The sequence below is a fragment of the Paraburkholderia sp. CHISQ3 genome (assembly GCF_030464945.1).
Classification (GTDB): Bacteria; Pseudomonadota; Gammaproteobacteria; order Burkholderiales; family Burkholderiaceae; genus Paraburkholderia; species Paraburkholderia megapolitana.
The window spans coordinates 172,386-197,525 of sequence record NZ_JALPRG010000005.1 but is presented as its reverse complement, the minus strand read 5'-3'; the positions used below and the strand labels follow the sequence as shown (position 1 = coordinate 197,525).

The 25,140-nt window shown below is 63.8% G+C and carries 25 protein-coding genes; 9 read left to right on the top strand and 16 right to left on the bottom strand.

Features of this window, described 5'->3' with window-relative positions:
* Together gndA and M0D65_RS13565 are read left to right on the top strand one after the other, a co-directional pair.
* Positions 1–1,410, top strand: coding sequence for an NADP-dependent phosphogluconate dehydrogenase (gene gndA, locus M0D65_RS13570; RefSeq protein WP_091007878.1), 1,410 nt, complete (start codon positions 1–3; stop codon positions 1,408–1,410).
* 253 nt (positions 1,411–1,663) lie between these two features.
* Positions 1,664–1,993, top strand: a complete 330-nt coding sequence (locus M0D65_RS13565; RefSeq protein WP_091007875.1) for a DUF4148 domain-containing protein — start codon at positions 1,664–1,666, stop codon at positions 1,991–1,993.
* 468 nt (positions 1,994–2,461) lie between these two features.
* Here M0D65_RS13565 and M0D65_RS13560 read toward each other — a convergent pair whose 3' ends face one another.
* Both M0D65_RS13560 and M0D65_RS13555 read right to left on the bottom strand, forming a co-directional pair.
* Positions 2,462–3,199: a DUF2968 domain-containing protein gene (locus M0D65_RS13560; RefSeq protein WP_266253130.1), complete on the bottom strand. Its 738-nt coding sequence runs from the start codon at positions 3,197–3,199 to the stop codon at positions 2,462–2,464.
* Positions 3,200–3,322: 123 nt separating this feature from the next.
* A complete protein-coding gene (locus M0D65_RS13555; protein WP_091007870.1) occupies positions 3,323–3,643 on the bottom strand; it encodes a hypothetical protein in 321 nt (106 codons plus the stop codon).
* 424 nt (positions 3,644–4,067) lie between these two features.
* On the opposite strand from M0D65_RS13555, the gene M0D65_RS13550 reads away from it, so the two are divergent.
* Entirely contained in the window at positions 4,068–4,817 is a 750-nt protein-coding gene (locus tag M0D65_RS13550; protein ID WP_266253129.1) for a peptidoglycan DD-metalloendopeptidase family protein, read from the top strand.
* A 173-nt stretch (positions 4,818–4,990) separates the two neighbouring features.
* On the top strand, positions 4,991–5,995 hold the full coding sequence (gene ltaE / locus M0D65_RS13545; RefSeq protein WP_266253127.1) for a low-specificity L-threonine aldolase: 1,005 nt from the start codon (positions 4,991–4,993) through the stop codon (positions 5,993–5,995).
* Between the two features lie 45 nt (positions 5,996–6,040).
* Here ltaE and M0D65_RS13540 read toward each other — a convergent pair whose 3' ends face one another.
* Together M0D65_RS13540 and M0D65_RS13535 are read right to left on the bottom strand one after the other, a co-directional pair.
* Complete coding sequence (locus tag M0D65_RS13540) at positions 6,041–7,408, bottom strand: MFS transporter (protein ID WP_091008898.1); 1,368 nt, start codon at positions 7,406–7,408, stop codon at positions 6,041–6,043.
* Between the two features lie 535 nt (positions 7,409–7,943).
* A complete protein-coding gene (locus M0D65_RS13535; RefSeq protein ID WP_091007863.1) occupies positions 7,944–8,171 on the bottom strand; it encodes a hypothetical protein in 228 nt (75 codons plus the stop codon).
* A 338-nt stretch (positions 8,172–8,509) separates the two neighbouring features.
* On the opposite strand from M0D65_RS13535, the gene M0D65_RS13530 reads away from it, so the two are divergent.
* A complete protein-coding gene (locus tag M0D65_RS13530) occupies positions 8,510–10,963 on the top strand; it encodes a glycogen/starch/alpha-glucan phosphorylase (protein WP_266253125.1) in 2,454 nt (817 codons plus the stop codon).
* Positions 10,964–11,017: 54 nt separating this feature from the next.
* On the opposite strand, the gene M0D65_RS13525 is transcribed toward M0D65_RS13530, so the two are convergent.
* The 3 genes from M0D65_RS13525 to M0D65_RS13515 all read right to left on the bottom strand — a co-directional run bounded on the left by M0D65_RS13525 (position 11,018) and on the right by M0D65_RS13515 (position 13,299).
* Positions 11,018–11,305 carry a hypothetical protein gene (locus M0D65_RS13525; protein ID WP_091007856.1) on the bottom strand — a complete coding sequence of 96 codons (288 nt, stop codon included), beginning with the start codon at positions 11,303–11,305 and terminating at the stop codon, positions 11,018–11,020.
* A gap of 214 nt (positions 11,306–11,519) precedes the next feature.
* Positions 11,520–11,924 carry a DUF6232 family protein gene (locus M0D65_RS13520; protein WP_266253123.1) on the bottom strand — a complete coding sequence of 135 codons (405 nt, stop codon included), beginning with the start codon at positions 11,922–11,924 and terminating at the stop codon, positions 11,520–11,522.
* A gap of 208 nt (positions 11,925–12,132) precedes the next feature.
* Complete coding sequence (locus tag M0D65_RS13515; protein WP_091007851.1) at positions 12,133–13,299, bottom strand: porin; 1,167 nt, start codon at positions 13,297–13,299, stop codon at positions 12,133–12,135.
* Between the two features lie 295 nt (positions 13,300–13,594).
* Between M0D65_RS13515 and M0D65_RS13510 the strand changes: the two genes are divergently transcribed.
* A complete protein-coding gene (locus M0D65_RS13510; RefSeq protein ID WP_266253122.1) occupies positions 13,595–14,416 on the top strand; it encodes a MetQ/NlpA family ABC transporter substrate-binding protein in 822 nt (273 codons plus the stop codon).
* 18 nt (positions 14,417–14,434) lie between these two features.
* Here the strand turns inward: M0D65_RS13510 and M0D65_RS13505 are convergent, their stop codons facing one another.
* The 9 genes from M0D65_RS13505 to phnG form a co-directional block, all read right to left on the bottom strand.
* The gene (locus M0D65_RS13505) at positions 14,435–15,550 is read right to left on the bottom strand and encodes a M14 family metallopeptidase (RefSeq protein ID WP_266253121.1); all 1,116 of its coding nucleotides are present in this window, start codon (positions 15,548–15,550) and stop codon (positions 14,435–14,437) included.
* Positions 15,551–15,803: 253 nt separating this feature from the next.
* A complete protein-coding gene (locus tag M0D65_RS13500; protein ID WP_091007845.1) occupies positions 15,804–16,586 on the bottom strand; it encodes an ABC transporter substrate-binding protein in 783 nt (260 codons plus the stop codon).
* Positions 16,587–16,888: 302 nt separating this feature from the next.
* On the bottom strand, positions 16,889–18,022 hold the full coding sequence (locus M0D65_RS13495; RefSeq protein WP_266253120.1) for an alpha-D-ribose 1-methylphosphonate 5-triphosphate diphosphatase: 1,134 nt from the start codon (positions 18,020–18,022) through the stop codon (positions 16,889–16,891).
* A 36-nt stretch (positions 18,023–18,058) separates the two neighbouring features.
* Positions 18,059–18,826 (bottom strand): phosphonate C-P lyase system protein PhnL, encoded by a 768-nt coding sequence (gene phnL / locus M0D65_RS13490; protein ID WP_266253119.1) that lies wholly within the window; start codon positions 18,824–18,826, stop codon positions 18,059–18,061.
* A 21-nt stretch (positions 18,827–18,847) separates the two neighbouring features.
* Positions 18,848–19,618, bottom strand: a complete 771-nt coding sequence (gene phnK, locus M0D65_RS13485; protein ID WP_266253117.1) for a phosphonate C-P lyase system protein PhnK — start codon at positions 19,616–19,618, stop codon at positions 18,848–18,850.
* Positions 19,615–20,541, bottom strand: a complete 927-nt coding sequence (locus M0D65_RS13480; RefSeq protein WP_091007831.1) for an alpha-D-ribose 1-methylphosphonate 5-phosphate C-P-lyase PhnJ — start codon at positions 20,539–20,541, stop codon at positions 19,615–19,617. Before M0D65_RS13480 ends, phnK begins: the two co-directional genes overlap by 4 nt.
* Complete coding sequence (locus M0D65_RS13475) at positions 20,538–21,704, bottom strand: carbon-phosphorus lyase complex subunit PhnI (protein WP_266253116.1); 1,167 nt, start codon at positions 21,702–21,704, stop codon at positions 20,538–20,540. The genes M0D65_RS13480 and M0D65_RS13475 overlap by 4 nt, the downstream gene beginning before the upstream one ends.
* Positions 21,695–22,342 carry a phosphonate C-P lyase system protein PhnH gene (gene phnH / locus M0D65_RS13470; RefSeq protein WP_266253115.1) on the bottom strand — a complete coding sequence of 216 codons (648 nt, stop codon included), beginning with the start codon at positions 22,340–22,342 and terminating at the stop codon, positions 21,695–21,697. Before phnH ends, M0D65_RS13475 begins: the two co-directional genes overlap by 10 nt.
* Positions 22,342–22,839 (bottom strand): phosphonate C-P lyase system protein PhnG, encoded by a 498-nt coding sequence (gene phnG, locus M0D65_RS13465; protein ID WP_266253113.1) that lies wholly within the window; start codon positions 22,837–22,839, stop codon positions 22,342–22,344. Before phnG ends, phnH begins: the two co-directional genes overlap by 1 nt.
* A gap of 174 nt (positions 22,840–23,013) precedes the next feature.
* Here phnG and phnF point away from each other — a divergent pair, with 174 nt between their 5' ends.
* From phnF to phnN, 3 genes are read left to right on the top strand one after another with little or no spacing between them, the layout of a single operon-like run.
* Positions 23,014–23,772, top strand: a complete 759-nt coding sequence (gene phnF / locus M0D65_RS13460) for a phosphonate metabolism transcriptional regulator PhnF (RefSeq protein ID WP_266253111.1) — start codon at positions 23,014–23,016, stop codon at positions 23,770–23,772.
* Positions 23,769–24,500 carry a DUF1045 domain-containing protein gene (locus tag M0D65_RS13455; RefSeq protein ID WP_266253110.1) on the top strand — a complete coding sequence of 244 codons (732 nt, stop codon included), beginning with the start codon at positions 23,769–23,771 and terminating at the stop codon, positions 24,498–24,500. The genes phnF and M0D65_RS13455 overlap by 4 nt, the downstream gene beginning before the upstream one ends.
* Positions 24,501–24,512: 12 nt before the next feature.
* Complete coding sequence (gene phnN, locus M0D65_RS13450; protein WP_266253109.1) at positions 24,513–25,085, top strand: phosphonate metabolism protein/1,5-bisphosphokinase (PRPP-forming) PhnN; 573 nt, start codon at positions 24,513–24,515, stop codon at positions 25,083–25,085.
* Positions 25,086–25,140 lie beyond the last annotated feature (55 nt).

Sequence of the window (25,140 nt, the reverse complement as noted above, 5' to 3'; positions counted from 1 at the left end):
ATGGGCAAGCAGGCAATCGGCGTGGTGGGGCTGGCGGTCATGGGCCGCAATCTGGCGCTCAACATCGAAAGCCGTGGGCACGCGGTTTCCGTCTTCAACCGTAGCCGCGAGAAGACCGAGGAACTGATCGCTGAGTTTCCCGATCGCAAGCTGGTGCCGGCGTACACGCTGGAAGAATTTGTCGAGTCGCTCGAAAAGCCGCGCCGCATTCTGTTGATGGTGAAGGCCGGCGAGCCGACCGATGCGACCATCGCGTCGCTCAAACCGCTGCTCGAGAAGGGCGACATCCTGATCGACGGCGGCAACACGCATTTCACCGATACGATCCGCCGCAACCAGGAGCTGGCGAAAGCCGGTCTGCACTTCATCGGCACGGGCGTGTCGGGCGGCGAAGAAGGCGCGCTCAAAGGCCCGTCGATCATGCCGGGCGGCCAGCGCGATGCCTACGATCTGGTTGCCCCGATCCTCACCGAAATCGCCGCGAAGGCGCCGGACGGCGAGCCGTGTGTCGCTTACATGGGGCCGGACGGTGCGGGGCACTTCGTGAAGATGGTCCACAACGGCATCGAGTACGGCGACATGCAACTGATCGCCGAAAGCTATGCGGTGCTCAAGCAGGTAGTCGGCCTGTCGAATGCGGAACTCGGCGCTGTCTATACCGAGTGGAACAAGGGCGAACTCGACAGCTATCTGATCGAGATCACCTCGAAGATCTTCGCGAAGAAGGACGATGAAACCGGTCAGGATCTGGTCGACGTGATCCTCGATCGCGCCGCCCAGAAGGGCACTGGCAAGTGGACGAGCCAGAACGCGCTCGATCTCGGCGTACCGCTGCCGCTCATCACAGAATCCGTGTTCGCACGCGTGCTGTCGTCGCTGAAGGATCAGCGCGTCGCGGCGAGCAAGGTGATCGAAGGGCCGGTCATCAAACCGTTCAGCGGCGACCGGGCGGCGTTTATCGAAGCGGTGCGTCGTGCGCTGTACTTCAGCAAGGTGATCTCTTACGCGCAAGGCTTCGCGCAACTGCGCGCGGCTTCGGAAGAGTACAAGTGGGATCTTCAGTTCGGCACGATCGCGAAGATCTTCCGTGCGGGTTGCATCATCCGGGCGCGCTTCCTGCAAAAGATCACCGATGCGTATGCGAAAGACCCGGCACTCGCGAACCTGCTGCTCGATCCGTACTTCCGCGATATCGCCTCGAACTATCAGGCGGCATTGCGCGATGTGGTGAGCGCGGCGATTGCGGCGGGCGTGCCGGTGCCGACGTTCTCGTCGGCGGTGGCGTACTTCGACGGTTATCGCTCCGCACGTTTGCCGGCCAACCTCGTGCAGGCGCAGCGCGACTTCTTCGGCGCGCATACGTTCGAGCGTACCGACAAGCCGGGCAGCTTCCACGCAAACTGGTCCTGAGCGAGCGGTTTTACGATTGACGGCCGGGCGGCGCAGCGCGCGCCGCCCGGCCGTTTCGCATTGGCGGGCTTGATCGGGCGGCATTATTGCGGCCAGCTATCCAACCGATAGCAAATTCCGTCCTTATTGTTGCAAATCGGGGAACAGAGAATCAATGAATCTGGGGTTTTCCCTAGAGGTTGATTTGCCTAGACTGTAATCAATCGCTTAAGACACGAGTCGAAGCGAACTAACTAAAGTCTGGAGGTTAATCATGAAATCCCTGTTCCCCGCTCTCGTCGTTGCCACTCTTCTTGCCGCTCCGGTTGCATCGTTCGCTCAATCGAACCAACCGTTGACCCGTGCAGAAGTGCGCGCCCAACTGGTCCAGCTTGAAAAGGCCGGCTACAACCCGGTCGGCGACCAGACCGAATACCCGAACAACATCCAGGCAGCACAACGCCGCGTCGACGAACAAAACGCGGTCGCGCAAGCCGACACGAGCGGCTACGGTGCTGCGAGCAACGGTTCGTCGCAAGCGGGTGTCCGCGCTGCGATCCCGGCTGCGGCTACTGGCCCGTCGTCGGTGTACTTCGGCCACTAAGCCGGTCACGAGGCAGCGCGCTCATGCAGCACAGTCGAGCGCGCCGCTTACGCAGCACCCTAAAGCAGCAAACGTAACGCCCGCCCGGACAGCCCTGCAGTGGTCCGCGCCGACGAAGCGAAGCAGCAAGCATGAAATCAGGCAGCAAACGTAGCGCCCGCGGGGACAGCCATGCAATGGTCCGCACCGACGAAACGAAGCAGCGAGCATGAAATTAGGCAGCAAACGTAGCGCCCGCGCTGGCAGCCCTGCAGTGGTCAGCGCCGACGGGACGAAGCAGCAAGCATGAAATCAGGCAACAAACGTAGCGCCCGCGCTGGCAGCCATGCAATGGTCTGCGCCGACGAGACGAAGCAACAAGCATGAAAACGGCGCCGCCCGGGACTCCCCGGGCGGCGCCGTTTTTGCGTCTGACGCGCCAGATTGCGCTATACCCGGTATCGGCGCGCGATAGCCGGGAAGCGTGACTCAGCGGTTAGTCGGCAGATGCGGCAGCACTTCGTTATTGGTCAGATTGAGCTGATGGATCTGCCGGTGCGCCTTGTTCAACTGTGCCTGCGCGGCAACCCGCTGCGCCTCGAGCTGCGCGACTTCCTTGCGCACCTGATGCTGCCGGTTCGACACAGTCTGTTCCTGCGCGCTGCCGCGCTGCAGATCGTTGCGCAGCCGCTCCGCCTGCTGCTCCGACTGCGCGATCGCGCGCGCGAGCTGCTCGTTCTGCGCTTCAAGCTGGGCCCGCCGCGTTTCCCCGTCGGCGAGACGCGCGGCCTGCTCTTCGAAGTGATGGAACACCGACTCGGCAGTCTCGAGTTCGACGGTCTTCAAGGCGCGCCACAACGAGTTGTCCTGGTACAGCGCGATGTAGTAGGTCAGCTCTTTCGCATGAAACAGCAGGCTGACCGAATAATCGAAGCTGCGAAATACCCTGAACGGCGTGAGCGCTTCTTCGGAAGCGAGCCATTCGACTTCGGCGCTGTCGGCCATCAGCACCGCGCGGCCATTCACCTGCGACGGCACCACCGGAACCGGCCGCAGCGTCGTCACGGGGCGGACGGCCTCGCTCGTCGCGGGCAGATGCACGGTGGCCCTGTTGGCTCCGGTGGCCTCTTCTTCGGCGGCAGCCGGCGCGTCTTCCCGCGTGACCGGGACCAGGTGAGCTGTGCCGTTGGCGAGCAATCCGCTACGCCGGTTCAGGAGATTTTTCATCGCAGTTCCTCTAAGTGACGTGCCCTCGAAATTCTTGGCCTGGCGGCGTTCAAGCCCGGCGTCGAGCCGGTAAGCGGTGCGTAGCGCAGCGGGCAGCAGCCCGCGTGTTTGTTGTCGCGCGAGTCAGTGCAGCGTGCGGCGGCGATTCGAGAGGTCGTTGAACAGCGCGCGGCTCGGTTCGAGCGCGAACAGCCACGACTCGTCGTAGCTGCTCAGCGTATCGAGCGCTTCACGGAGTTTCTCGATCGCCAGAGCGGAGATTTCGACGGTTGCCTCGGTGCCGCCCGTGAGTCGGGTCACGCTGGCCAGCTGGACCAGGGCATCGGCGGCCTCGGCGACATCCGCGGAAAAAACGAGGTGGGCATTCAACAGTTCGACGAGGCCCGGCGACGCCGTGACATCCTCGACGTTCAGCTGCACGGCCAGAAACGTAGCTTTGTTCATCGTCGTACTCCTCAAGGACGGGACATCGCGGCGACAGGCTCGCCTGCTGGACGTGTGGCAGCAAGGACCAGTATAGGCGAGCGTTTCGTGGAATCAATGCTCCGATAAAATTGGCGGGTTGCCCGCAGAGCGGCTTCCAGCGCGGCTCGCACCGAGGTTTGTAAAGAAAGCAGCCCTATAATGGGGAGCGCGCAACCGGGTGAGGGCCTGGTTTTCGCGCTGCCGGCGGCGGCTGCAGGGGCGGGAGGCCCTTGGGGTACGCCGCTACGGCCGGTATCGGCAAGATCCGTTTCGGTTCGATTGACCCGGAACGCATCGAGCGGATGCCGATCGAACGACGGCGCCAATAAGCATCGTTTTTTGCTTCACACCCTGGAAAACTGACGATTGAACGTCGATTGACCCACGTGTCGAGGATCACAAGATGACTGGAAAACCGCTGCAGACACGCACGCAGTTCCTGATTGCCCTTTCAATTGCGGCCGCCGTCGGCGGCTGTACGCTGACTCCGTGGCCCAGCGAACCCGGCGCCACAGGCGGCCCGACCTCGTCGAGCACGGCGGCGGTGCCGGCCGGCTACTACCGCGTCAATTCCGGCGATACCGTGGCGAGCGTGGCCTCCGCATTCGGCCAGAGGCCGCAGGACATCGCCACCTGGAACGTGTTGCCCACGAACGCGGTGCTGATCGTCGGGCAGGTGCTGCGGGTTGCGCCGCCGGCGCCGGGCGCATACGGCACGCCGTACGCGGCGCCGGGTGCGGCGCCTGGGTCCCCGGCGGGCGCGGGTACCACCGAGGCATCCACCGTGCATCTCGCATGGCCGTTGCGCGGCCCGATTCTGCGGTCGTTCGTGGCCGGCAAGAACAATGGCATCGTGATCGGCGGCAAGCCGGGCGATCAGGTGCGGGCGGCGGCGGGCGGTCGTGTGGTGTATGCGGGCACCGGTATCCCGGCGTATGGGCCGCTCGTCATCATCAAGCACGATGCGACCGTGATCACCGCGTATGGACAGAACAGCCAACTGCTCGTGAAGGAAGGCGACGTGGTCACGCAAGGACAGCCGATCGGCGAAGTCGGTGTGGACGCACGCGGCGTCGCGTCGATCCAGTTCGAAGTGCGGCGCGACGGTCATCCGGTCGATCCGCTTGCGTGGCTGCCGAAGGCGGGCGGTTAGCGGGTGGCTGGCATCAAGTAATGCACCGACACCGCGGCGCCTTCGGGCGCCGTATTTACGTATCGCATACACTTTCCGCTTGTGTCTCCTTTCGACTTCCCAGCGGCCGCTTCGCGCATCGCGATACCTGACGATGTGCGCAGGCCGCGCGCCCACTCCCATAGGACCGCCTGATGATCGACCTGCGCAGCGATACCGTTACCCGCCCCTCTCAATCGATGCTCGCCGCGATGGCCACTGCCGAAGTCGGCGACGACGTGCTCGGCGACGACCCGACCGTGCTGCGCCTGCAGGCGGCAGTCGCGGAACGCGCGGGCAAGGAAGCGGGCCTGTTCTTCCCGAGCGGCACGCAGAGCAATCTCGCGGCGCTGGTGGCGCATTGCGCGCGCGGCGACGAATACATCGTCGGGCAGCAGGCACACGCGTACAAGTACGAAGGCGGCGGTGCGGCGGTGCTCGGCAGTATCCAGCCGCAACCGATCGAAAACGCGCTCGACGGTTCGCTGCCGCTCGACAAGATCGCCGCCGCGATCAAACCGCTCGACGATCACTTCGCCCGCACGCGTCTTCTCGCACTCGAAAATACGATCAACGGCAAGGTGCTGCTGGCGGGTTATGTCGACGAAGCCGTGCAGCTTGCACGTCAGCACGGGCTATCCACCCACCTCGACGGGGCGCGGGTCTGCAATGCCGCGGTCGCATCGGGTCGGCCGCTATCCGCGTTGTGCGCACCGTTCGATTCCGTGTCGATCTGTTTTTCGAAGGGACTCGGCGCGCCGGTGGGGTCGGTGCTGGTCGGCAGCAAGGCGCTGCTCGAGAGTGCGCGCCGCTGGCGCAAGGTGCTGGGCGGCGGGATGCGGCAAGCCGGTGTACTGGCCGCGGCGTGTCTGTATGCGCTCGAACACAATGTCGAACGGCTTGCCGAAGATCACGAGAACGCTGCGCATCTCGCAGCAGGGCTCGCGCAGATCGATCAGGTGAAGGTGCAGTCGCACGCGACCAACATGGTGTTCGCGCAACTGCCGCAGCAGGACAGCGCACCGCTCCAGGCGTGGCTCAAGGAGCGCGGCATCCTCGTCCTGATGCTGTACACGTCGCGCTTCGTCACGCACAAGGACGTGTCGCGCGCCGATATCGATACGTTTATCGCCGCCGTCAAAGGTTACTTCGCGCGCTGACGCTGTTTCGCGTTGCGTCCTTCACGGGCGCTTCGCACAGCGCGACTAGTTGCGCGATGTCTTGGGCAACGTACCGGCGCGATGCGACGGTGCGAATAGCCGCAAACCGCTTGCAATGCTCGCCGCCCCTGCGAAAACCGCGCCCGCGGAAAGCGCCAGCGTTGGACCATGCCGTCCCGCAATGCTGAAGCTCAATGCGACCAGCGCGGCGCCGGTGGTTTGCCCGAGCAGGCGCGCCGTAGCGATGATGCCGCTGGCGCCGCCGCTTCGTTCGGGCGGCGCGCTCGCCATCAGCGCTTTCAGATTCGGCGACTGGAAGAAACCGAAACCCGCGCCGCAGATCGACATCCGTATCGCGATGTCGAGCACATGCGGATGCGGCGGCAGCGACGCCAGCGATGCCATCCCGCCACACAGCACCGCGAGTCCGATCGCGCCCAGCAAACCCGGCGGATAGCGGTCCGACAGCCGTCCGGCGATGGGCGCGGCCAGCGCCACGACGACCGGCCACGGCGTCATCAGGAAGCCGGTTTCCACCTGGCTGCGATGCAGGACGTCTTCGAAATAGAACGGTAACGAGACGAACGCGAGACCTTGCGTCGCGAACGAACAGACCGCGGTCACCGCCGAGAGCGCAAACACCGGTAGCTTGAACAGATCGACGGGCAGCATCGGCGCGGGATGACCGGCTTCGCGGCGCATCAGCAGCAAGCCGAAGACGATCGCGACCGCTGCCGCGATCAGCACGACATGAGCGGGAGCACGCTGGGCCGCTTCGCCAAGCGCGAAGATCAATGCCGCGAACGTAATCACGTTGAGCATCGCCGCGACGCGATCGAAGTGATGTGTGCCGCGCGTCGTGTGCGGTAGCGCGGGCAGCGCGAAGGCGAGTGCGAGCACGCCGAGCGGCACGTTGACTGCGAAGAGCCACGGCCATGTCGCCACCGACAGAATCAGCGATGCCACGGTCGGACCCACGGCAAACGATACCCCGACGATCAACGCATTCAGACCCACCCCGCGGCCGAGCCGATGCGGCGGATAGAGAAAGCGGATCAACGCCGTGTTGACGCTCATGATCGCGCTCGCGCCGAGTCCTTGCAGCACGCGCGCGGCGGCGAGCAGCGGCAGTGTGTCCGCGAGCGAACACGCGAGCGATGCCAGCGTGAAGAGCGCGATGCCGGCGATATAGATGCGCCGGTGTCCGACGATGTCGCCGAGTGCCGCAAGCGGCAACAACGTCGCGACCATCGCGAGCTGATACGCATTGATGATCCAGACCGATGCGGCCGGTGCCGCATGCAGATCGCCGGCGATGGTGGGCAGGGCGGTATTGGCGATCGCGGTATCGAGTGTCGCGAGGGCGACGGCGAGCATGATCGCGGCCATTGCGCGGCGACTGCTCGCGGACATCGGTTCGTCGAAGGTGCGGGGACTGTCGGTGGCGGCGGTGGGGTCGGACAAGGTGGGACTCGTCGGGGTTGTGTATTGATGTATCGGTGCGTCGGGTGCGTAGGGGGCGCGAAAGCGCCGCAGGGCGGCCAGTTGCAAGACGATGCAGGGATATCTCGGGCCGTACGCTTTCGATGAGCTGACAGCGTGGCCGCTTTATAGCAAACCGCGGCAAATCGCGCGGCGAACCTCGCGATTGTTGCAGAGCCGGAGAAATCCTGCAGCCAGCAGCGCCATGTGCAGTGTGTCGTGTGTGCGGAAAGTGCAACTAACTGTCTGCCTCGGCAAACGCCAGCAAGCACAACGGGCAGCGAATCTTTACGGGCGGCAGTGAAATCCGTTTGCAGAAGAAGGCGGCAGAGCATGCCACAACCCGACGCGCGTGGGTGACATGGATAGTGTCCGCAATCTGGACGTGCCGCGTGAGGCCCGTGCCTGTGCAATGACCTGCAAGTGCCAGCGCCACAGCTACTGCAGAATCGCCGACCCGGCAAACTCAACTACAAGTCGCGAGCAGAATCGACAGCTTGCGGATGTGCGCCTTGAATGCCTCGGCGGTTTCGCGATCGTGTCCCGCGCCCAGATGCGGCGCTTCGGCCAGTTCCACCTGATCCTGAAATTCGTCGGAAATCCGGCGGCGGGTATCGGGTGGCAGCGCGCGAATCATCGACACCATCAGCAGTTCCTGGGCATGCATCATTCCGAGCATGGATTGTGCGTTCATGTCGACCTCCATCGGCGCGATGAAGCGGAGAGCCCATCGGGCAAGCGCGGGCCACACGGTGCTGTCGCGGCGCCGCCTTGTTCCTCTCTCATACTAGTTCACGCGACGACGCACGGAACCATGCACCGTCGCCGCGCGTCCACAATGAACCGGTGACCCGCGATCGAACCCGGCCGCACCGACATCGTGCGGTACAGTGGCGGGACGATTGCATTGCCGACAAGCGCATAGCGTGTGTCGTGCGTGTTCAGATTGGTAGGTCGCCAGATGTCCTACCTTGCATATTGATCAGCGGTCGACAGCAACATCGCGTCGCATCGCACAACCCGGAGGCTTCGATGACAACCGTGGACCTGGAGTTCGACCAGCTCAACAGTACCGTCGACGCGCTACGGCGCTCCATTTCCAATCGCATGATGTACGGCGTCGGTAAGGACGCTGTCACTGCGCATCCGCACGACTGGCTGCATGCGGCGGCCCTCGCGGTGCGCGACCGGCTCGTCGCGCGCTGGATGAAAACCACGCGCCTGCAATACGAGCAGGATGTGAAGCGTGTGTACTACCTGTCGATGGAATTCCTGATCGGTCGTACGTTCACGAACGCGTTGCTCGCGCTCGGTATTCACGACCAGATGAAAGAGGCGCTCGCGAGTCTCGGCGTCGATATGGACGTGCTGACCGAACTCGAACCCGACGCAGCACTCGGTAACGGCGGTCTGGGCCGGCTTGCCGCGTGCTTTCTCGATGCGATGGCGACGCTCGGTATTCCCGGCTTTGGTTACGGCATCCGCTATGAGTATGGGATGTTTCGTCAGCAGATCGTCAACGGCGAGCAGGTCGAGACGCCGGACTACTGGCTGCGCGCCGGCAATCCGTGGGAATTTCCGCGGCCCGAGATCCAGTATCTCGTGCATTTCGGTGGGCGTACCGTGCAGCGCGACGAACATGTCGAGTGGATCGACACTGAGCACGTCAATGCAATGGCCTACGACACGGTGATCCCCGGCTACGCGACGAGTGCAACGAACACGTTGCGACTATGGTCCGCGCGCGCCACCGAAGAACTCGACTTGTCGGCGTTCAACCGGGGCGACTACCGTCGCGCCGTCGATGCAAAGAACATGTCGGAGAACGTCTCGCGCCTGCTGTATCCCGACGACTCGACGCCGGCCGGCCGTGAACTGCGCCTGCGTCAGGAATACTTCTTCGTGTCGGCGACGATGCAGGATCTGATTCGCCGCTACATGCGCACGCACAGCACGTTCGGCCGCTTCCACGAGAAAGTGGCCGTGCATCTGAACGACACGCATCCGGTGCTCGCGATTCCCGAACTGATGCGGCTTCTCGTCGACGTGCATCACGTGCCGTGGGAGCGGGCGTGGCAGTCGATCGAGCAGATGTTCTCGTACACGAACCACACGCTGATGCCCGAAGCGCTCGAAACATGGGACGTCGAGATGCTCGCGCGGCTGCTGCCGCGCCACCTCGAAATCATCTTCGAGATCAATGCGCAGTTCCTGAAGCGCGTCGGCGAGCAGTCGGGCCACGACACGGAAATGATCCGCCGCATCTCGCTGATCGACGAGTATGGCCAGCGCCGCGTGCGCATGGCGCATCTCGCGATCGTCGCGAGTCACAAGGTGAACGGCGTGTCGAAGCTGCATTCGCAATTGATGACGCGCGACATCTTCGCCGACTTCGCGCGCCTGTTCCCCGAGCGCTTCACCAACGTGACGAACGGCATCACGCCGCGGCGCTGGCTCGCGCAGGCAAGCCGGCCGCTCTCCGCATTGATTGACGAACGGATCGGCACGCACTGGCGTAGCGATCTGTTCGAACTCGCGAAGCTGCGCGATCTGGCCGACGATGAATCCTTTGCCGAAGCGTTCCGCGAGGCCAAGCGGCAGAACAAGATCCGGCTCACGCAACGTCTCGCGCAACAACTCAAGGTAACCGTCGATCCCGATGCGCTGTTCGATCTGCAGGTCAAACGGATTCACGAATACAAGCGGCAGCTGTTGAACGTGCTGCACGTGATCGTCCGCTACAACCAGATTCGCGCGGAACCCGAGCGCGACTGGGTGCCGCGCGTCGTGATGTTCGCGGGCAAGGCGGCATCGGCGTACCGCATGGCGAAGACGATCATCCGCCTGATCGGCGACGTGAGCGCGAAGGTCAATCACGATCCGCTGGTCGGTGATCGGTTGAAGGTGGTGTTCGTGCCGAACTACGGTGTGAGCGTCGCAGAGTTGATCATTCCCGCCGCCGATCTGTCCGAACAGATTTCGACGGCGGGTACCGAAGCGTCGGGCACCGGCAACATGAAGCTCGCGCTGAATGGCGCGTTGACCATCGGCACGCTCGACGGTGCGAACATCGAGATCTGCGATGCGGTGGGGCGCGAGAACATGTTCATCTTCGGCCATACCGCCGACGAAGTGGACGCACTACGCTCAGCGGGCTATCGTCCGCGTCAGCTGTACGAAGAAAACCCCGAGCTGCGCGTCGCGCTCGATCAGATCCGCACCGGTTTCTTTTCACCCGACGACCCGCTGCGTTTCGCGGACATTTTCCACACGCTCGTCGACTGGGGCGATCAGTACATGGTGCTGGCCGATTTCGCAGCGTTTGCGCAGGCCCAGAACGACGTCGATGCGCGCTTTCGCGATCCGCATGCCTGGACGCGGAGCGCGATTGCCAACGTGGCGGGTATGGGGCAGTTCTCGGCGGATCGCACGATCGGCGAATACGCGCGCGGTATCTGGCACGTGAAGCCGCTCGACATGAGTTGAGTGTGCTGCGGGCGGCTTATCGGTGGCTTATGCGCGGTTCGTGTGCAAGCTGAGTCAGTCGTCGTGCAGCGCGGGGCGCCGCTCGACCGAAGCCGCGGCACGGCCGAGCGTCGCCTGCGACAGCGTGCGGGTGAGGGCGACGATCACCTCGTCAAGCGTGTGCGAGGTCACTTCGACGCGAAAGGTGGTGTATTCGTTGCGTTTGTCGATCGTCACGATAAAGAGGCGCAGATCGTCGCCGAGTGCGGCCTGCAGTGCCCGCCGCGCATCCGCCGACGATGTGCCGGGCACCGTGACGTCGAGTGTGACGAAAGAAACCTGGGTGGGTTGTGCATGGGGCATGCGCAAGGTGCGCGGGACGGCGCTCTCTCGAGCGAGGACGGACTGGTGGAGCATCATGGGAGCGCCGGTATCGCAGATGACGGCGCGTTGTTGAGATGACTTCACTCTATAGCCGCGCGTATCAAGCCGCTGCAAAAGCTCACGGGCAGGGTATTAACATTGTGTTAACGCCGAGCGCAGCGTACCCGGCATACCCGATGTTTCCGCGTGGGTATTACAGCGTTTTTTGCACTTTCGGCGGGGCGGCGCTCTCGGACATCGCAGCGCGCACCGTTTGCTCGACCTTTTCGACGAACGCGCGTTCCAGACTCGACAGCACTTCACGCGTTTGCCCATTGCTGTCGACCATCAACCGGTGCGTGACATCCTGAGTCGTCCACGCGAGCCCGCCGACCACGATCAGCATGATTCCGCAAACGAGGCCGCCCCCCGAGCCGAGCACGCCACCGACAATCGCGCCGATCAAACCCAGCAACGAAATACCGATCGGGACAATCTTGTTCTTGGGGACGGTCACGACACGCACATCCTGGATGTCGCGCAGCTGAAAAACCTGGCCGGCGGCGGACAGCGCGTTGCGCGTCACCGAGACGCCGCGTTCGTTGAACGGAATTTCCATCGATTCGGATACAGACGGTGTAAAGGCCGCAGCGTAACAGAAGCGGCACCCGCGCTGGAAGAGGCCCTACGACGCAGTGCCACGCGCCGGGCACCATGCAAGCCGGCAGCGCGTGTAAACGCAAAAAACGCCCCGCAGGGCGTTTTCCGGTTCACGACAGCGGCAGCAGGCACGAGGCCCACCCGCCGCCATGATCACATCGCAACGATCAGAACTTGTGGCGAATACCGACGCGCACTGCAACCTGATTGTCCGCGCCATTACCCGACGTACCGAAGTACGACGTCGGGCTCGAGCCGATCTGTGCCTGCACGTCCACGCCCTTGTTGCTGCCGGCCGCGCCTTGATAAACGCCGAGCAGATACACGTCGGTGCGCTTGCTGAGCGCGTAGTCCACGCTTGCATCGACCTGGTTGAAGTGGCCGGTGTTCGCATTCGACAGACGCATGTACGTGTAGCCGAGCGCTGCCGTCAGTGCCGGCGTGAACGCGTACTTGCCGCCGGCTTCATACGCGTTGAACGACGTTGCTGCGCCCGTCAGTGCTTCGAGACGCGTGTTCGTCCACAACGCCCACAGCGTTGCCGGTCCGATCAGATAACGACCGCCGATACCGTACGTGCGCAGATCGCGAATCGTGCCGGTGCTGACGTTGGAGATCGCGGTCGTGAACGCCGGTGCCGACTGGCTCGGGTAGCGGATATCGGTGAATGCAGCGCCGATGCTCAACGGGCCGTTCGCGTAGTTCGCGCCGACGCTGTATGCGCGCGACGAACCGGCAACCGGGCTCGTCGACGTACCGCTTGCCGGTGCGCCGGCGAAGGCGCCTGCCTGGTTCGAGAAGCCGTACAACGCGCCGAACGTGAAGCCCGAGAAGTTGGCGCTGCTGAACTTGACCGCGTTGTTGATCCGGCTCGACGTGAGCTGGTCGACGTCGTTGATGTGGTAACCGTAGTTGCCGGCCACCGACTGGCCGCCGTTCGAGTAGCTGCCGCCGAGGTAGTCGGTCGAGAACGAGTACTGGCGACCGAACGTCAGCGAGCCGATGCCGTCCTTCGACAGCCCGACGTAAGCCTGACGGCCGAACATCGCGCCGCCCTGGCCCAGCGTGCCGTTGCCGCTGTTGAAGCCGTTTTCGAGCACGAAGAGTGCTTTCAGGCCGCCACCGAGGTCTTCGGTGCCGCGCAGGCCCCAACGGCTGCCCTGTGCGACGCCGTCGTCGTACTTGACCAGGCTGTCGTGGCTGGTGCCAGCCTTGGCGTTGTTGACGTAGCTGATACCCGCGTCGATCAGCCCGTAAAGCGTCACGCTGCTTTGAGCGTGCGCGGTTCCCGCGAGAGTAGCGAGGATGGCGGTGGTCAATACTTTCTTGTTCAAGGCGTTTCTCCGATTAAAAAGATGCAATCGCGACGCCATGCTCTGCGGCCGGTCGGGCGATTGGCCGCAAATGTAAAGTAAAACAAGCGAAAGGATTGTGACAGGTAAGTTATATGCGCCATGTGTCGTTTGGGCGCTACATCGGTGTGGCGAAAGCCGGGGAAATATCGCAAGCGCCCGCCGCATATGCTTGGCAGTCCGGTCCCCATATGCGTAGCAGAAACGATTGGTTATGCCCGCTCACGGTGCATGCGACGATGCGCGTCCATTCATATCCAGTCGTAACGGGGGCCGCATGCAACGCAGAACCATCCTTGGACGTCTTTTCGTTACCGCGACCGGCGCGGCGTTGGCCGCCTCGTTTGCCATTAGCCCGGCGCATGCCGCCGACCCGACCCTGAAAGTCGGCACGATGAGCGGCCCGGATGCGCAGATCTGGTCGGTCGTGACGAAGGTCGCGGCGCGCGAAGGTCTGAACGTGAAGGTCATCGAGTTCAACGACTACGTCCAGCCGAACGCCGCACTCGACTCCGGCGATCTCGACGCAAATGGCTTTCAGCATCAGCCGTTTCTGGACAGCCAGATCCGCCAGCGCGGCTACAAGATCGTGAACGTCGGCCTGACCTATACGTCGCCGATGGGCTTCTACTCGAAGAAAATCAAATCGCTGAAGGATTTGCCCGAGGGCGCGAAGGTGGGCATCCAGAACGATCCGTCGAACGGCAACCGTGCGCTGTTGCTGCTGCAGAAGTACGGCGTGATCAAACTGAAGGCGGGTGTCGGTACGAACGGCGTGAACGCGACGCCGCTCGACGTCGCGGAGAATCCGAAGAAGATCCGGCTGGTGGAACTCGATGCTGCGCAGTTGCCGCGGGCACTCGACGATCTCGAGGCCGCATCGATCAACACCGACTATGCCGTGAAGGCGGGTTTGCAACCGACCCGCGACGCGATCGCCATCGAGGATCTGAAGGGCCCGTACGCGAACCTGATCGCCGTGCGCGCCGCGGACCGCGACAAGCCCTGGGTGAAGAAGCTCGTCGCGGCGTATGAGTCGGATGAAGTGCGCCGCTACATCGACTCGGAGTTCAAAGGCGCGATCGTGCCGGCGTTTTGACGCGTCTGCACGCGGCCGTCACTGCGACAGCAGCGAGCCCGTGCGGAACGCCTTGGCTCCCGCAACGCGGGCCACTTCCATACCGGCCGTTGCGAAGCGCGACAGATGCCGCGCGTACAGCACACCGGCCACGGTACAGGGCAGCGTGACGACGGTGTCTGTGAGCGGATCGACGATATCGGCGATCGGCTGGCCGGCTTCGACCCAACGCCCCACTTCGGCACGGAATACCACCACGCCGCTGACCGGCGCGACGATCGGCTCGGTGCCCGCAAGCGGCGTCGCAGCGAATTCGAGTAGCGGCTGCGGCGCGGCTGTTCCGGCGACCACCCCGCGATGAGTCAGATATTCGATGATCGCCTGCGCGTCGTGTTCGGCGAATTCGTGCGAAACGTCGGTCTGGCCGCGCAGTTCGATGGTCACCGAGATCGAACCGTTCGGGATCGGGAAGCGGTTGCCGAAACGGGCACGCAGATCGGACCAGCAAAAGCTGTGAATCTCGTCGAACGGATTGCCCACCGAATTCAGCGCCAGCAGCGATGCCTTCGCTTCGACGTAGCGCGCGAGCGGTTCGACTTCGGGCCACAGGTCCGGGTTCGTATAGATATGCATCGCCGCGTCCCAGTCGCAGTGAAGGTCGAGCACGACGTCGGCGTCGTACGACAGACGCTGCAGCGCGAGGCGTTGCGATTCGAGTTCATTGACGGGTTTCTGCGCGTCGAGCGCTTCGCGCATCGCGGTGCGGATGGCGCTGCGGTTGCGGTCGACGTCGGCGGATAGCCGCTCTTCGATGACCGGCAACACCAGTGCCGACAGATCGTAGAAGTTACGGTTGAAGTTCGTCGCGGAGTTCGATTCGAAGCGACCCATCATATGCCCGAGGAAATGCTGGTTCAGACCGATCGGATTGGCGACGGGCACGACGATCACTTCGCCGCGCAGTTTGCCGGCGGTTTCGAGCGCGGCCAGTTTGCGACGCAGCGCCCAGGAGACCAGCATGCCTGGCAGTTCGTCGGCGTGCAGCGACGACTGGATGTAGATCTTCTGTCCGCCGCCAGGACCGTAGTGGAAACTCGTCAGATGGCGTGCGGTGCCAAGCGTCGGGGAAATCAGCGGATGGGTCTGGGTTTGCATGGTGTCGGGGCGCGGCGCTCACAGCGGGCCGCACGAATGAGCGGTTACGGAAATGGAAAGCGGCGGCACGGTGGCTGCTCAGTGGCCGTTCCGCGCATGCGGAACGGAACGATCTTAGCCGATCCCGCCGATGTGCGCCCTGCAGCCGGTCTGCACATAGCCGGATCACGGCGTTAAAACAAAACGGGCCCCGCGTGTAGCGGAGCCCGTTCAGGTTGCCTGCACGGCGCGGAGAACCGCGCCGGTCGAAGCATCAGCTGCCGTACACGTCGAACGTGAAGTACTTCTGTTCGAGCTTCTTGTACGTACCGTCCTTGATCATGTCGGCGATCGCCTTGTCCATCTTCGCCTTCAGATCCGTGTCTTCCTTGCGCAGGCCAACGCCAGCACCGGTGCCAAGCGTCTTCGGATCGTCGAGATCCTTGCCGACGAATTCGAAGCCCGCACCGCGCGGCGTCTTCAGGAAGCCGATGTCGGCTTGCACGGCGTCTTGCAGCGTGGCGTCAAGACGACCGGACAGCAAGTCGGCGTAGACCTGATCCTGGTTCTGATACGGCACGACCTTCGTGCCCTTCGGTTCCCAGTAGGCCTTCGCGTACGTTTCCTGGATCGTGCCCTGTTCGACGCCAACCGACTTGCCCTTCAGCGAATCGGCGGTCGGCAGGATGCCCGAACCCTTCTTGGCGACGAGGCGCGTCGGCGTGTTGAACAGCTTCGCCGAGAAGCCGATCTGCTCGGCGCGTTGCGGCGTGATCGACATCGACGACAGCACACCATCGAACTTCTTCGCCTTCAGTGCGGGGATCATGCCGTCAAAGTCGTTTTCGACCCACACGCATTTTGCGTTCATGCGCTTGCAGATTTCGTTGCCGAGATCGATATCGAAACCGACGAGCTTACCGTCCGAACCCTTCGATTCAAACGGCGGGTAGCTGGCGTCGACACCGAAGCGGACCGTGGTCCAGTCTTTTGCGTGTGCGCCGATCGAAACGGTGGCGAGCAGGGCAACCGTCAAAGCCGCTAGCAGTTTTTTCACTGTTTTTACTCCTCGGAGTGGTTCAGGTGGTCGCGCATGCGCTTGTGCCGCTGCGCGACATTGCCCGGCGCGAGGACCGGGCTTGGTTTAAGGCCGCCGACCGGCGGCCGGCAGCGCGCGCCAAGCTTACCAGTTCAAAATGCTCGCGGAGTCGGTGAAACACCGGATGGTGGGGGAATCGGGCTCTAATTGCGTGCTGCGACGCAGCGAAAGGCGGGCTTTCGTAAGCGATGCGTAATCTTGTGCGCCTGCGCTCGCGCCGCGTGCCGCGCAGGCGCATCCGGTTCGACTGGACGTCGCCGCTAGACGATACGTGTGCCCGCGCGGTAAGTCGCGCGCGGCACCGGCAATGAATCGAGCATCGTGACGCGCACGAAATCCGCGCGCAGGCCGGGCGCGATCATGCCGCGGTCGTGCAGACCGGCGGTGCGCGCCGGTTCCGCCGATACCGTCGCAACGGCGCGCGGCAAGGTCCAGCCGGCCTTGTCGACGAGTTCGAAGGCGGCGGTGAGCAGGCTCGACGGTACGTAATCGGACGACAGGATGTCGAGCAGTTCCGCCTTCGCGAGTTCGAGTGCGGACACGTTGCCCGAGTGCGAGCCGCCGCGCACGATGTTCGGTGCGCCCATGATCGTTGCGATGCCGTGCGCGTGCGCGGCTTCGGCCGCGATGCGCGTGGTGGGGAATTCGGCGAGCACGATGCCTTCGGCGGCTGCCTGTTCGACGTGCTCGACGAGGGTGTCGTCATGGCTTGCGAGCGGCACGCCGAGCGCCGCACAGCGCGCGACGATTTCGCGGCGGTGCGCGTCGGCGAAACGCTGCTGCTCATCCTCGAGGACGACGAGCATCGATGCCGCCTGCTCGTCGGTCCACTTGCCGTTGCGCTCCTGAAAGCGGCGCCACTGGTCGCGGTCGTGCCACTGACGCTGCCCCGGCGTGTGATCCATCACCGACGCGAGTCGCAGTAACGGGTGAGCGCACAGCGACTCGAATAACTCGACGACGTCGGCGGTGGCGATCTCGCAGCGCAGATGCAGGAAGTGTTCGGCGCGCAAGAGGCCGCGCTCGGAAAAGCGGCTCAGTGCCTGCGCGCATTGCGTCTGCACTTCGCGCCCGCGGATGCCGGCGCCCGGACGCGAACCGATTGCGAGCGCGTCGAACACAGTCGTGATGCCCGCTGCGGCGACCTGCGCGTCGTGAATCACGAACGCGGCGTCGGTGTTCCACAGCACGCCGGGTCGAGGCGCGAGATGCTTCTCGAGATTGTCCGTATGCAGTTCGATCAGACCGGGCAGCAGGTAGTCGCCGTCCCAGTCTTCGGCTTCGGGAGCGGACGTCGTGCCGCGTTCGAGGTCGCGGATCGTGCCGTTTTCGATCCGTACCGCGCCGGTGAATACTTCATCTCGCGTCACGATGCGAGCGTTCTTGATCAACATCGACAGACTCCGTGGTGTTCGGTGTATTCAGCGTATTCAGTGCAGCGCGGCGGTGTCGCGCTGCGGCGGCTGCAGTTCGAGGCGGCGTGTCGCGACCTGTGCGCGCGTGTCCTCGTCGTGAAAAATGCCGACGATCGCCGCACCGCGTTCGCGTGCTTCGACGATCAATTCGGCCACGATAGCGCGGTTTTCCGCATCGAGCGAGGCGGTCGGTTCGTCGAGCAGCAGCAACGGATGCCCGGCGATCAATCCACGTGCGATGTTCACGCGCTGTTGCTCGCCACCGGAGAATGTCGCGGGGGCGAGCAGCCACAGTCGCTGCGGCACATTCAATCGCGCCAGCAATGCGCTGGCGCGCGCCTCGGCTTCGGCGGGTTCGACCCCGCGCGACACCAGCGGCTCGGCGACGAGTGTAAGTGTCGGTACGCGCGGAATCACGCGCAGAAACTGGCTTACATAGCCCACGACACTGCGCCGTAAATGCAAGACGTCGTGCGGCTCGGCCGCGGTGATGACGATGTGTTGCGCCGCCTGCGAGTCGTCGCGAATCGCAATCGTGCCGCGGCTCGCCAGATAGTTGCCGTACAGGCAGCGCAGCAGCGTGCTCTTGCCGGCGCCGGATGGCCCCACTAGCACCACGCATTCGCCGCGTTCGACGTCGAGCGATACGCCCGCCAGCGCATCGATGCGCACGCCGCCCTGGCCGTGCAGCGTGAAGGTCTTGCCGAGATCGACGGCGCGCAGCATCAGCGCCGCGTTGTCGGCGAAAGCGCGCGCGGGGTTGCGAAATTCGATGGAGGACATGGTTTGTCTCGAGTACGGATGTCAGACGGGCAGAACCGACGACACCAGCGTTTGCGTATAGGGATGCTGCGGGTCGTCGAGTACCTGGTCGGTGAGCCCGGCTTCGACGACTTCGCCGCCTTGCATCACCATCAACCGGTGCGCAAGCAGACGGGCCACGCCGATATCGTGCGTGACGATCAGCACCGACAGATGCAACGTCGCCGTCAGCGTGCGCAGCAGATCGAGCAGGCGCGCCTGCACCGACACGTCGAGCCCGGCAGTGGGTTCGTCCATGAACACGAGACGGGGTCCGGTCACCAGGTTACGCGCGATCTGCAGACGCTGCTGCATGCCGCCCGAAAACGCGGCAGGCAGCTCATCGATGCGCGTCGCGTCGAGTTCAACACGCTGCATCCATTGTGTTGCTGTGTCGCGAATCCGTCCGTAATGGCGCGCGCCGACCGCCATCAGCGGCTCGCCGATGTTCGCACCGGCTGACACGCCGTTGCGCAATCCGTCGCGTGGGTTCTGCTGGACGAAGCCCCACTCGGTGCGCATCAACAGACGGCGGCGCGGTTCGGACAGCGCGAACAGATCGAGCGTGTCGCCGTGCGACGTCGCATAGTGCAGCGTGCCGCTGTCGGCTGCGGTGCGCAGCGCGAGCGTGTTCAGCAAGGTCGTCTTGCCCGAACCCGATTCGCCGACGATACACAGCACTTCGCCAGGATATAGATCGAAGCTGACATTGATGCAGCCGTTGCGGCCGCCAAACTGTTTCGTGATGCCGCGGGCGCTCATCAGCGGGTTCATGCGGCGTCTCCGTGATGGGCTTCATCGGTGCCGGCGGTATCCGCATCGCGCCGCTCGTGGCAGTAGTCGCTATCGGAACAAACGAACATGCGCGTGCCCGCATCGTCGACGATCATCTCGTCGAGAAAACTTTCCTTCGATCCACACAACGCACACGCATGCTCCCAGCGCTGCACCTCGAACGGATGATCGTCGAAGTCGAGGCTGCGCACCGGCGTGTACGGCGGGATCGCGTGGATGCGCCGCTCGCGGCCCGCGCCGAACAGCTGCAATGCGGGGTTCATGTGCATCTTCGGGTTGTCGAACTTCGGAATCGGCGACGGCGAGGCGAGGTAGCGGCCATTGACGATCACCGGGTAGTCGTAGGTCGTCGCGATGCTGCCGTGGCGCACGATGTCTTCGTAGAGCTTCACGCTGATCAGACCGTAGTCCGCGAGCGCGTGCAGTTTCTTGCATTCGGTAGCGCGCGGTTCGAGCTTGTACAACGGCTCGGGCATCGGCACCTGGTAAACGAGAATCTGTTTGTCGGTGAGCGGTGCTTCGGGGATCCGGTGACGGGTCTGCACGATGGTGGCGTCCACGGTGCGCTGCGTCGTTGCCACGCCCGTTGTGCGCGCAAAGAAGCGGCGGATGTTGACCGCGTTGGTCGTTTCGTCGGAACCCTGGTCGATCACCTTCAGCGTGTCCGTGCGACCGATGATCGCGGCGGTGACCTGAATGCCGCCCGTGCCCCAGCCGAACGGCAGCGGCATTTCGCGAGCCGCGAACGGTACCTGGTAGCCCGGCACCGCGACGGCTTTTAGCAGCGCGCGGCGGATCATCCGCTTCGTCTGTTCGTCGAGGTAGGCGAAGTTGTAGCCCTCGGCGGCGCGGTCGTATTCGCTTGCTGCCGGTGCCATGGACGGGGTGTCGGTCGCGTTCATGCGGCTTGGTCCTCGTTGATCGGTTCGTCGCGGTCGTTGTCGTGTTTGTGGCTGGCCTCGTCCGCCTCATGCCGTGCCCGCAGACGCCGCACGAGTTCGAGTTCGGATTGAAAGTCGACGTAGTGCGGCAGTTTCAGATGCTGCACGAAGCCCGACGCTTCGACGTTATCGCTATGCGACAGCATGAATTCGATGTCCTGTGTCGGCGACGCGAGGGTTTCGCCGAGTTCGTCGGCACGTAACGCGCGATCGACCAGCGCCATCGCCATCGCCTTGCGCTCCGAATGTCCGAACGCGAGGCCGTAGCCCTGCGTGAATGCGGGCGGCACGCTCGAACTACCGGCGAACTGGTTGATCATCTGGCATTCGGTGACGTCGATCTCACCGATCTCGACGGCTTCGCCGAGTTCGTCGAGCTCCATCTCGACTGCAATCGTGCCGAACCGGATCTCGCCCGCGAACGGATGCGAATGCGCGTAGCCGCGCTGCGTCGCATAACCCATCGCGAGCAGAAAGCCTTCGTCGCCGCGCGCGAGATTTTGCAGGCGCGTTGCGCGGCTGGCCGGAAACGCGAGCGGTTCGCGTGACAGATCGCCGGGTTCGGGGGCATCGGGCGAAGGCGTTTCCTGTTCGATCAGTCCTTCGCGATCGAGCAGCGTGACGACGCGCGGCATCGGTTCGGAGCGTGCGTCTGTGGATTTATCTACGACAGTATCGGCATGTGTCGTTGTAGTTTCGGTTGACCCGGCGTCGCTCTCCGCGAGCAATGCGAAATCGAGCAGACGTTGCGTGTAATCGTAGGTTGCGCCGAGCAACTGGCCACCGGGCACATCCTTGAAGGTCGCGGAGATGCGCCGCGCAATCTGCATATGCTCCGTTTCGATCGCACACGTGTAGCCGAAACGCGGCAACGTCGTGCGATATGCGCGCAGCAGGAAGATCGCTTCGACCAGATCGCCCGCGGCCTGCTTGATCGCGAGCGCGGCCAGATCTTCGTCGTACACGGAACCTTCGGTCATCACGCGCGCGACCGCGAGCCGCAACTGTTCGCGAATCTGCGCGACCGTCAACGCGGCGAACTGCGTGTCGCCGCGACGTGCCTTGTCGAGCAAACGCCACGATGCCTCGATCGCGCGCTCGCCACCTTTGACGGCTACATACATGTGCTGACCTCCACACGGGTCGTACGCGGCAGGCCGACCACTGCATCGCCGCACACCAGATAGCAATCGATACCGCATGGAAAGAGCGGGGCAAGCGCCGCGCGTTCTTCCCAGAAGCGTTCGGGTAAGCCGAGCGGCGCGATGGTCGCGGTCGTCTTGATACCGGGGCCGCGCAACACGACTGGCGAACCGCCGCTCAATGCATCGACACGCACGAGCAATGTGACCGACTGTTCCGGAGTTTCGGGTTCGCCGAGCGCGAAGCTGGCAAGCGCGGGCAGTTCGTCTGCGTCGTGCACGTAGGCGAATGCCGCTTCGTGCGGTTCGTCGACGAGCGGTGCGCCAGTATGAAAACGCAATGCGGAACCGAGCGCTGTGTCCGGCTGCGCGAGCCAGACCGGCGTCGAGTAATCGCACAGTGTGAGCAGGGCGGCGAAGGCGGCAAGATCGGCACGTGTATGCGAAGCGCCCGAGGCACGCGCCGCAGGCAAGACATGATCGATCGTGCCGACGGTGCCGGGACGCGACAACACATCGAGCAGCGTGCGAAATACCGCCTGCGTGTCATGCACCGGATCGGCAAATCCCGGCGTTAGCGTGGAGAGCGCGATGTGCGCATCGGTTGATGTAGCGTTCATCAGTCGCCTCGAACCATCGTGAAAAATTCGACGAGCGTCGATGCGACGTCGACTTGTTTTTCCGCGCGCGCCGCGGCCAGTTGCGCAGCTAGCGGGGCAACCAGTTGCGCATGCAAGCGCGCATGATGTTCCGGCAGTTGCAGCAGTGCATCGGCCAGCGCAGCCAGTTCGGCGCGCCGGCGGTCACGACCGAGGTGACACGCAACACCGACCGGCGCATGACCTTCCGGTTCGCGCAGACGCAGCGTTGCGCGCGTCACGGTGGCCTCGCCGAGATTGAATGGATCGCCGCTGCCGCCGATACGCCCGCGCACCATCGCAAGGCCGATTTCGGGCGGCCGCAGCCAGTCGAATGCGGGCGCTGCCGTGCCTTCCAGCGCGCGTTCAAATGCAGCTTCGAGTGCGGCGCGCGGCGTGCGCGCAAACACCGCCATCCATGCGCGCCGGGCAGCGCCCGATGCAGGCGGCGAAACGGAAGAAGGGGAAGCAACGCTCATGAAGATGTCCTGTCGATCCAGCGTACCGCCATTTGAGCATCTATTCATCTAAACGTCTAGACGTTTAGAGTTAAAATGCGCCGTATCTCGCGCGATGGACATTTCATAATTCCATCACGGCTTGAGCACTACAATGCATCCAACGTTATTGAAACCGAAAGGAATGACAGCACCATGACATCGAACGACGGGGCAACACCCGGCACGACGGTGGAGCGAGGGGGTGGCGTTGCCGTGTGGCGACAGATCGAACAGATACTCGCGGCCGAGATCGCCGCCAGCGGTTTTGGAGAAGAGGGTCGTCTGCCCAGTGAGGGCGAACTGGCGAAGCGCTTCGATGTTAACCGTCACACGGTGCGACGCGCGATGCTGGGTCTTGCCGCGCTCGGACTCGTAACTGTCGAGCAGGGACGCGGCACCTTCGTGCAGCCCGGCGCGATCGATTACTCGATCGGCAAGCGAACCCGCTTCACGGAGAACTTGCGTCGCCAGAATCATGCGGCGGCGGGCACGATACTGTCGGCCGTGCGCGTGAAGGCGGAACCGGGTGTGGCGAAGGCCTTGGGGCTGCGTGCCGGGGCGCTCGTGTACCGGATCGAAGTGCTGAACGAAATGGATGACGTGCCGCTCCTTTACGCGCGCAACTGGTATCCGGCTGCACGCTTTGCAGATCTGCCCGCTGTGCTCGAGCGAACCGGGGGTATCACGAAGGCGCTGGCGGAATTCGGTGTCGCGGATTATCTGCGCAAGTGGAGCCGCATCGGTAGCGTGCTACCCGATGCGGAAGTGGCGCGGCGCCTCAACATCAATCGTCAGCAGCCGGTGCTGTGGGTCGAGAACGTCGACATCGACCTCAATGGCGTCGCGATCAAGTATGGCTTTACGCACTTTGCCGCAGACCGCGTGCAACTGATGGTGGAACACGACCTATGAGCGCAGCGGGGGAAGTGGAGTGGCCCGCGACGGCGCGTTTCGCGCTGTACTACGCACCACCGCGAGAATCGGCGTGGTGGCGCGCGGGTTGCGAGTGGCTGGGTCGCGATGCGGAAAGCGGTGAGTCGTGCATGTCTCCACAACCCGACGGATTGCGGCGACCACTAGCCGATCTCACGCAGGCGCCGAGGCGCTACGGCTGGCACGGCACGCTCGTCGCGCCGTTTCGTCCCGCCGACGGCGTGACGCAGCACGATGTGCTCACGGTTGCGCGTCATTGGGCGCAAACGTGCAGCGGTTTTGCCTTGCCTGTCGAGGCGGCCCGGCTCGGCGATTTCGTGGCGTTGCGACCGGCGACATCCACGGCTGAGGAACAGATGCGCGACCTCGCCGCCACCGCCTTGCACGCGCTCGCTGCGCTACGTGCTGCACCGACCCCCGCCGATCTCGCGCGCCGCCTCGAAACCCCATTGACCGAACGTCAGCGCACGTTGCTGATCGAGTGGGGCTATCCGTACGTGTTCGACGAATTCCGCTTTCACATGACGTTGTCGAATTCGCTCGATCTAGCCAGTGAGCGCGATGCATTGCTCGCGTGGTGGCATGCACGGGCGCCGCACCTCGGGCCGTTGCCGGTAGAAGGCGCGGCGCTGTTCGTCGAACCCGCGCCTGGCGAGCCATTCGTGCTCTGGCAGCGGCTTACGTTTTCTCACACGCGCGACAGGTGATACGGAGAATCGATGCAGGGTCGTTTGATCTATGTGATGGGACCTTCGGGTGCGGGCAAGGATGCGCTGCTCGGTTTTGCGCGCAGCCGTCTTGCAGGCGAATCGATATTGTTCGCGCATCGCTACATCACGCGGGCCGCCGGTAGCGGCGAGAATCACATCGCGTTGTCCGCCGACGAATTCGACGTGCGCTCCGCACTAGGCCTCTTCGCACTCGAGTGGTCGAGTCACGCATTGCGCTATGGCATCGGCGTCGAACTCGATGCGTGGCTGGCGCGCGGCTGCACGGTTGTCGTCAACGGATCGCGGCAGCATGTGCCGCATGCGCTGGCGCGTTATCCGCAGACGGAACTGGTTCACGTGATTGCCGAGCCGCATATTCTTGCTGCGCGACTCGGCGCGCGGGCGCGCGAAACGGCGGATGAAGTCGCGGCGCGCCTTGCGCGCCAGGCGCCGTTCGCGGTAGCGGACAACGTACGCGTGACGACCATCGATAACTCCGGCGCGCTCGAAGAAGCGGGCGACGCGTTCGTCGATGTGCTGCGCGGCGCGATGGAAAGCGAGCGCATGCAGCGTACCGGCTGAGCTTCCCGCCTCAGGTCAACTCGCCCGCGCCGCGATACATAAAAGGAAAAAGCGC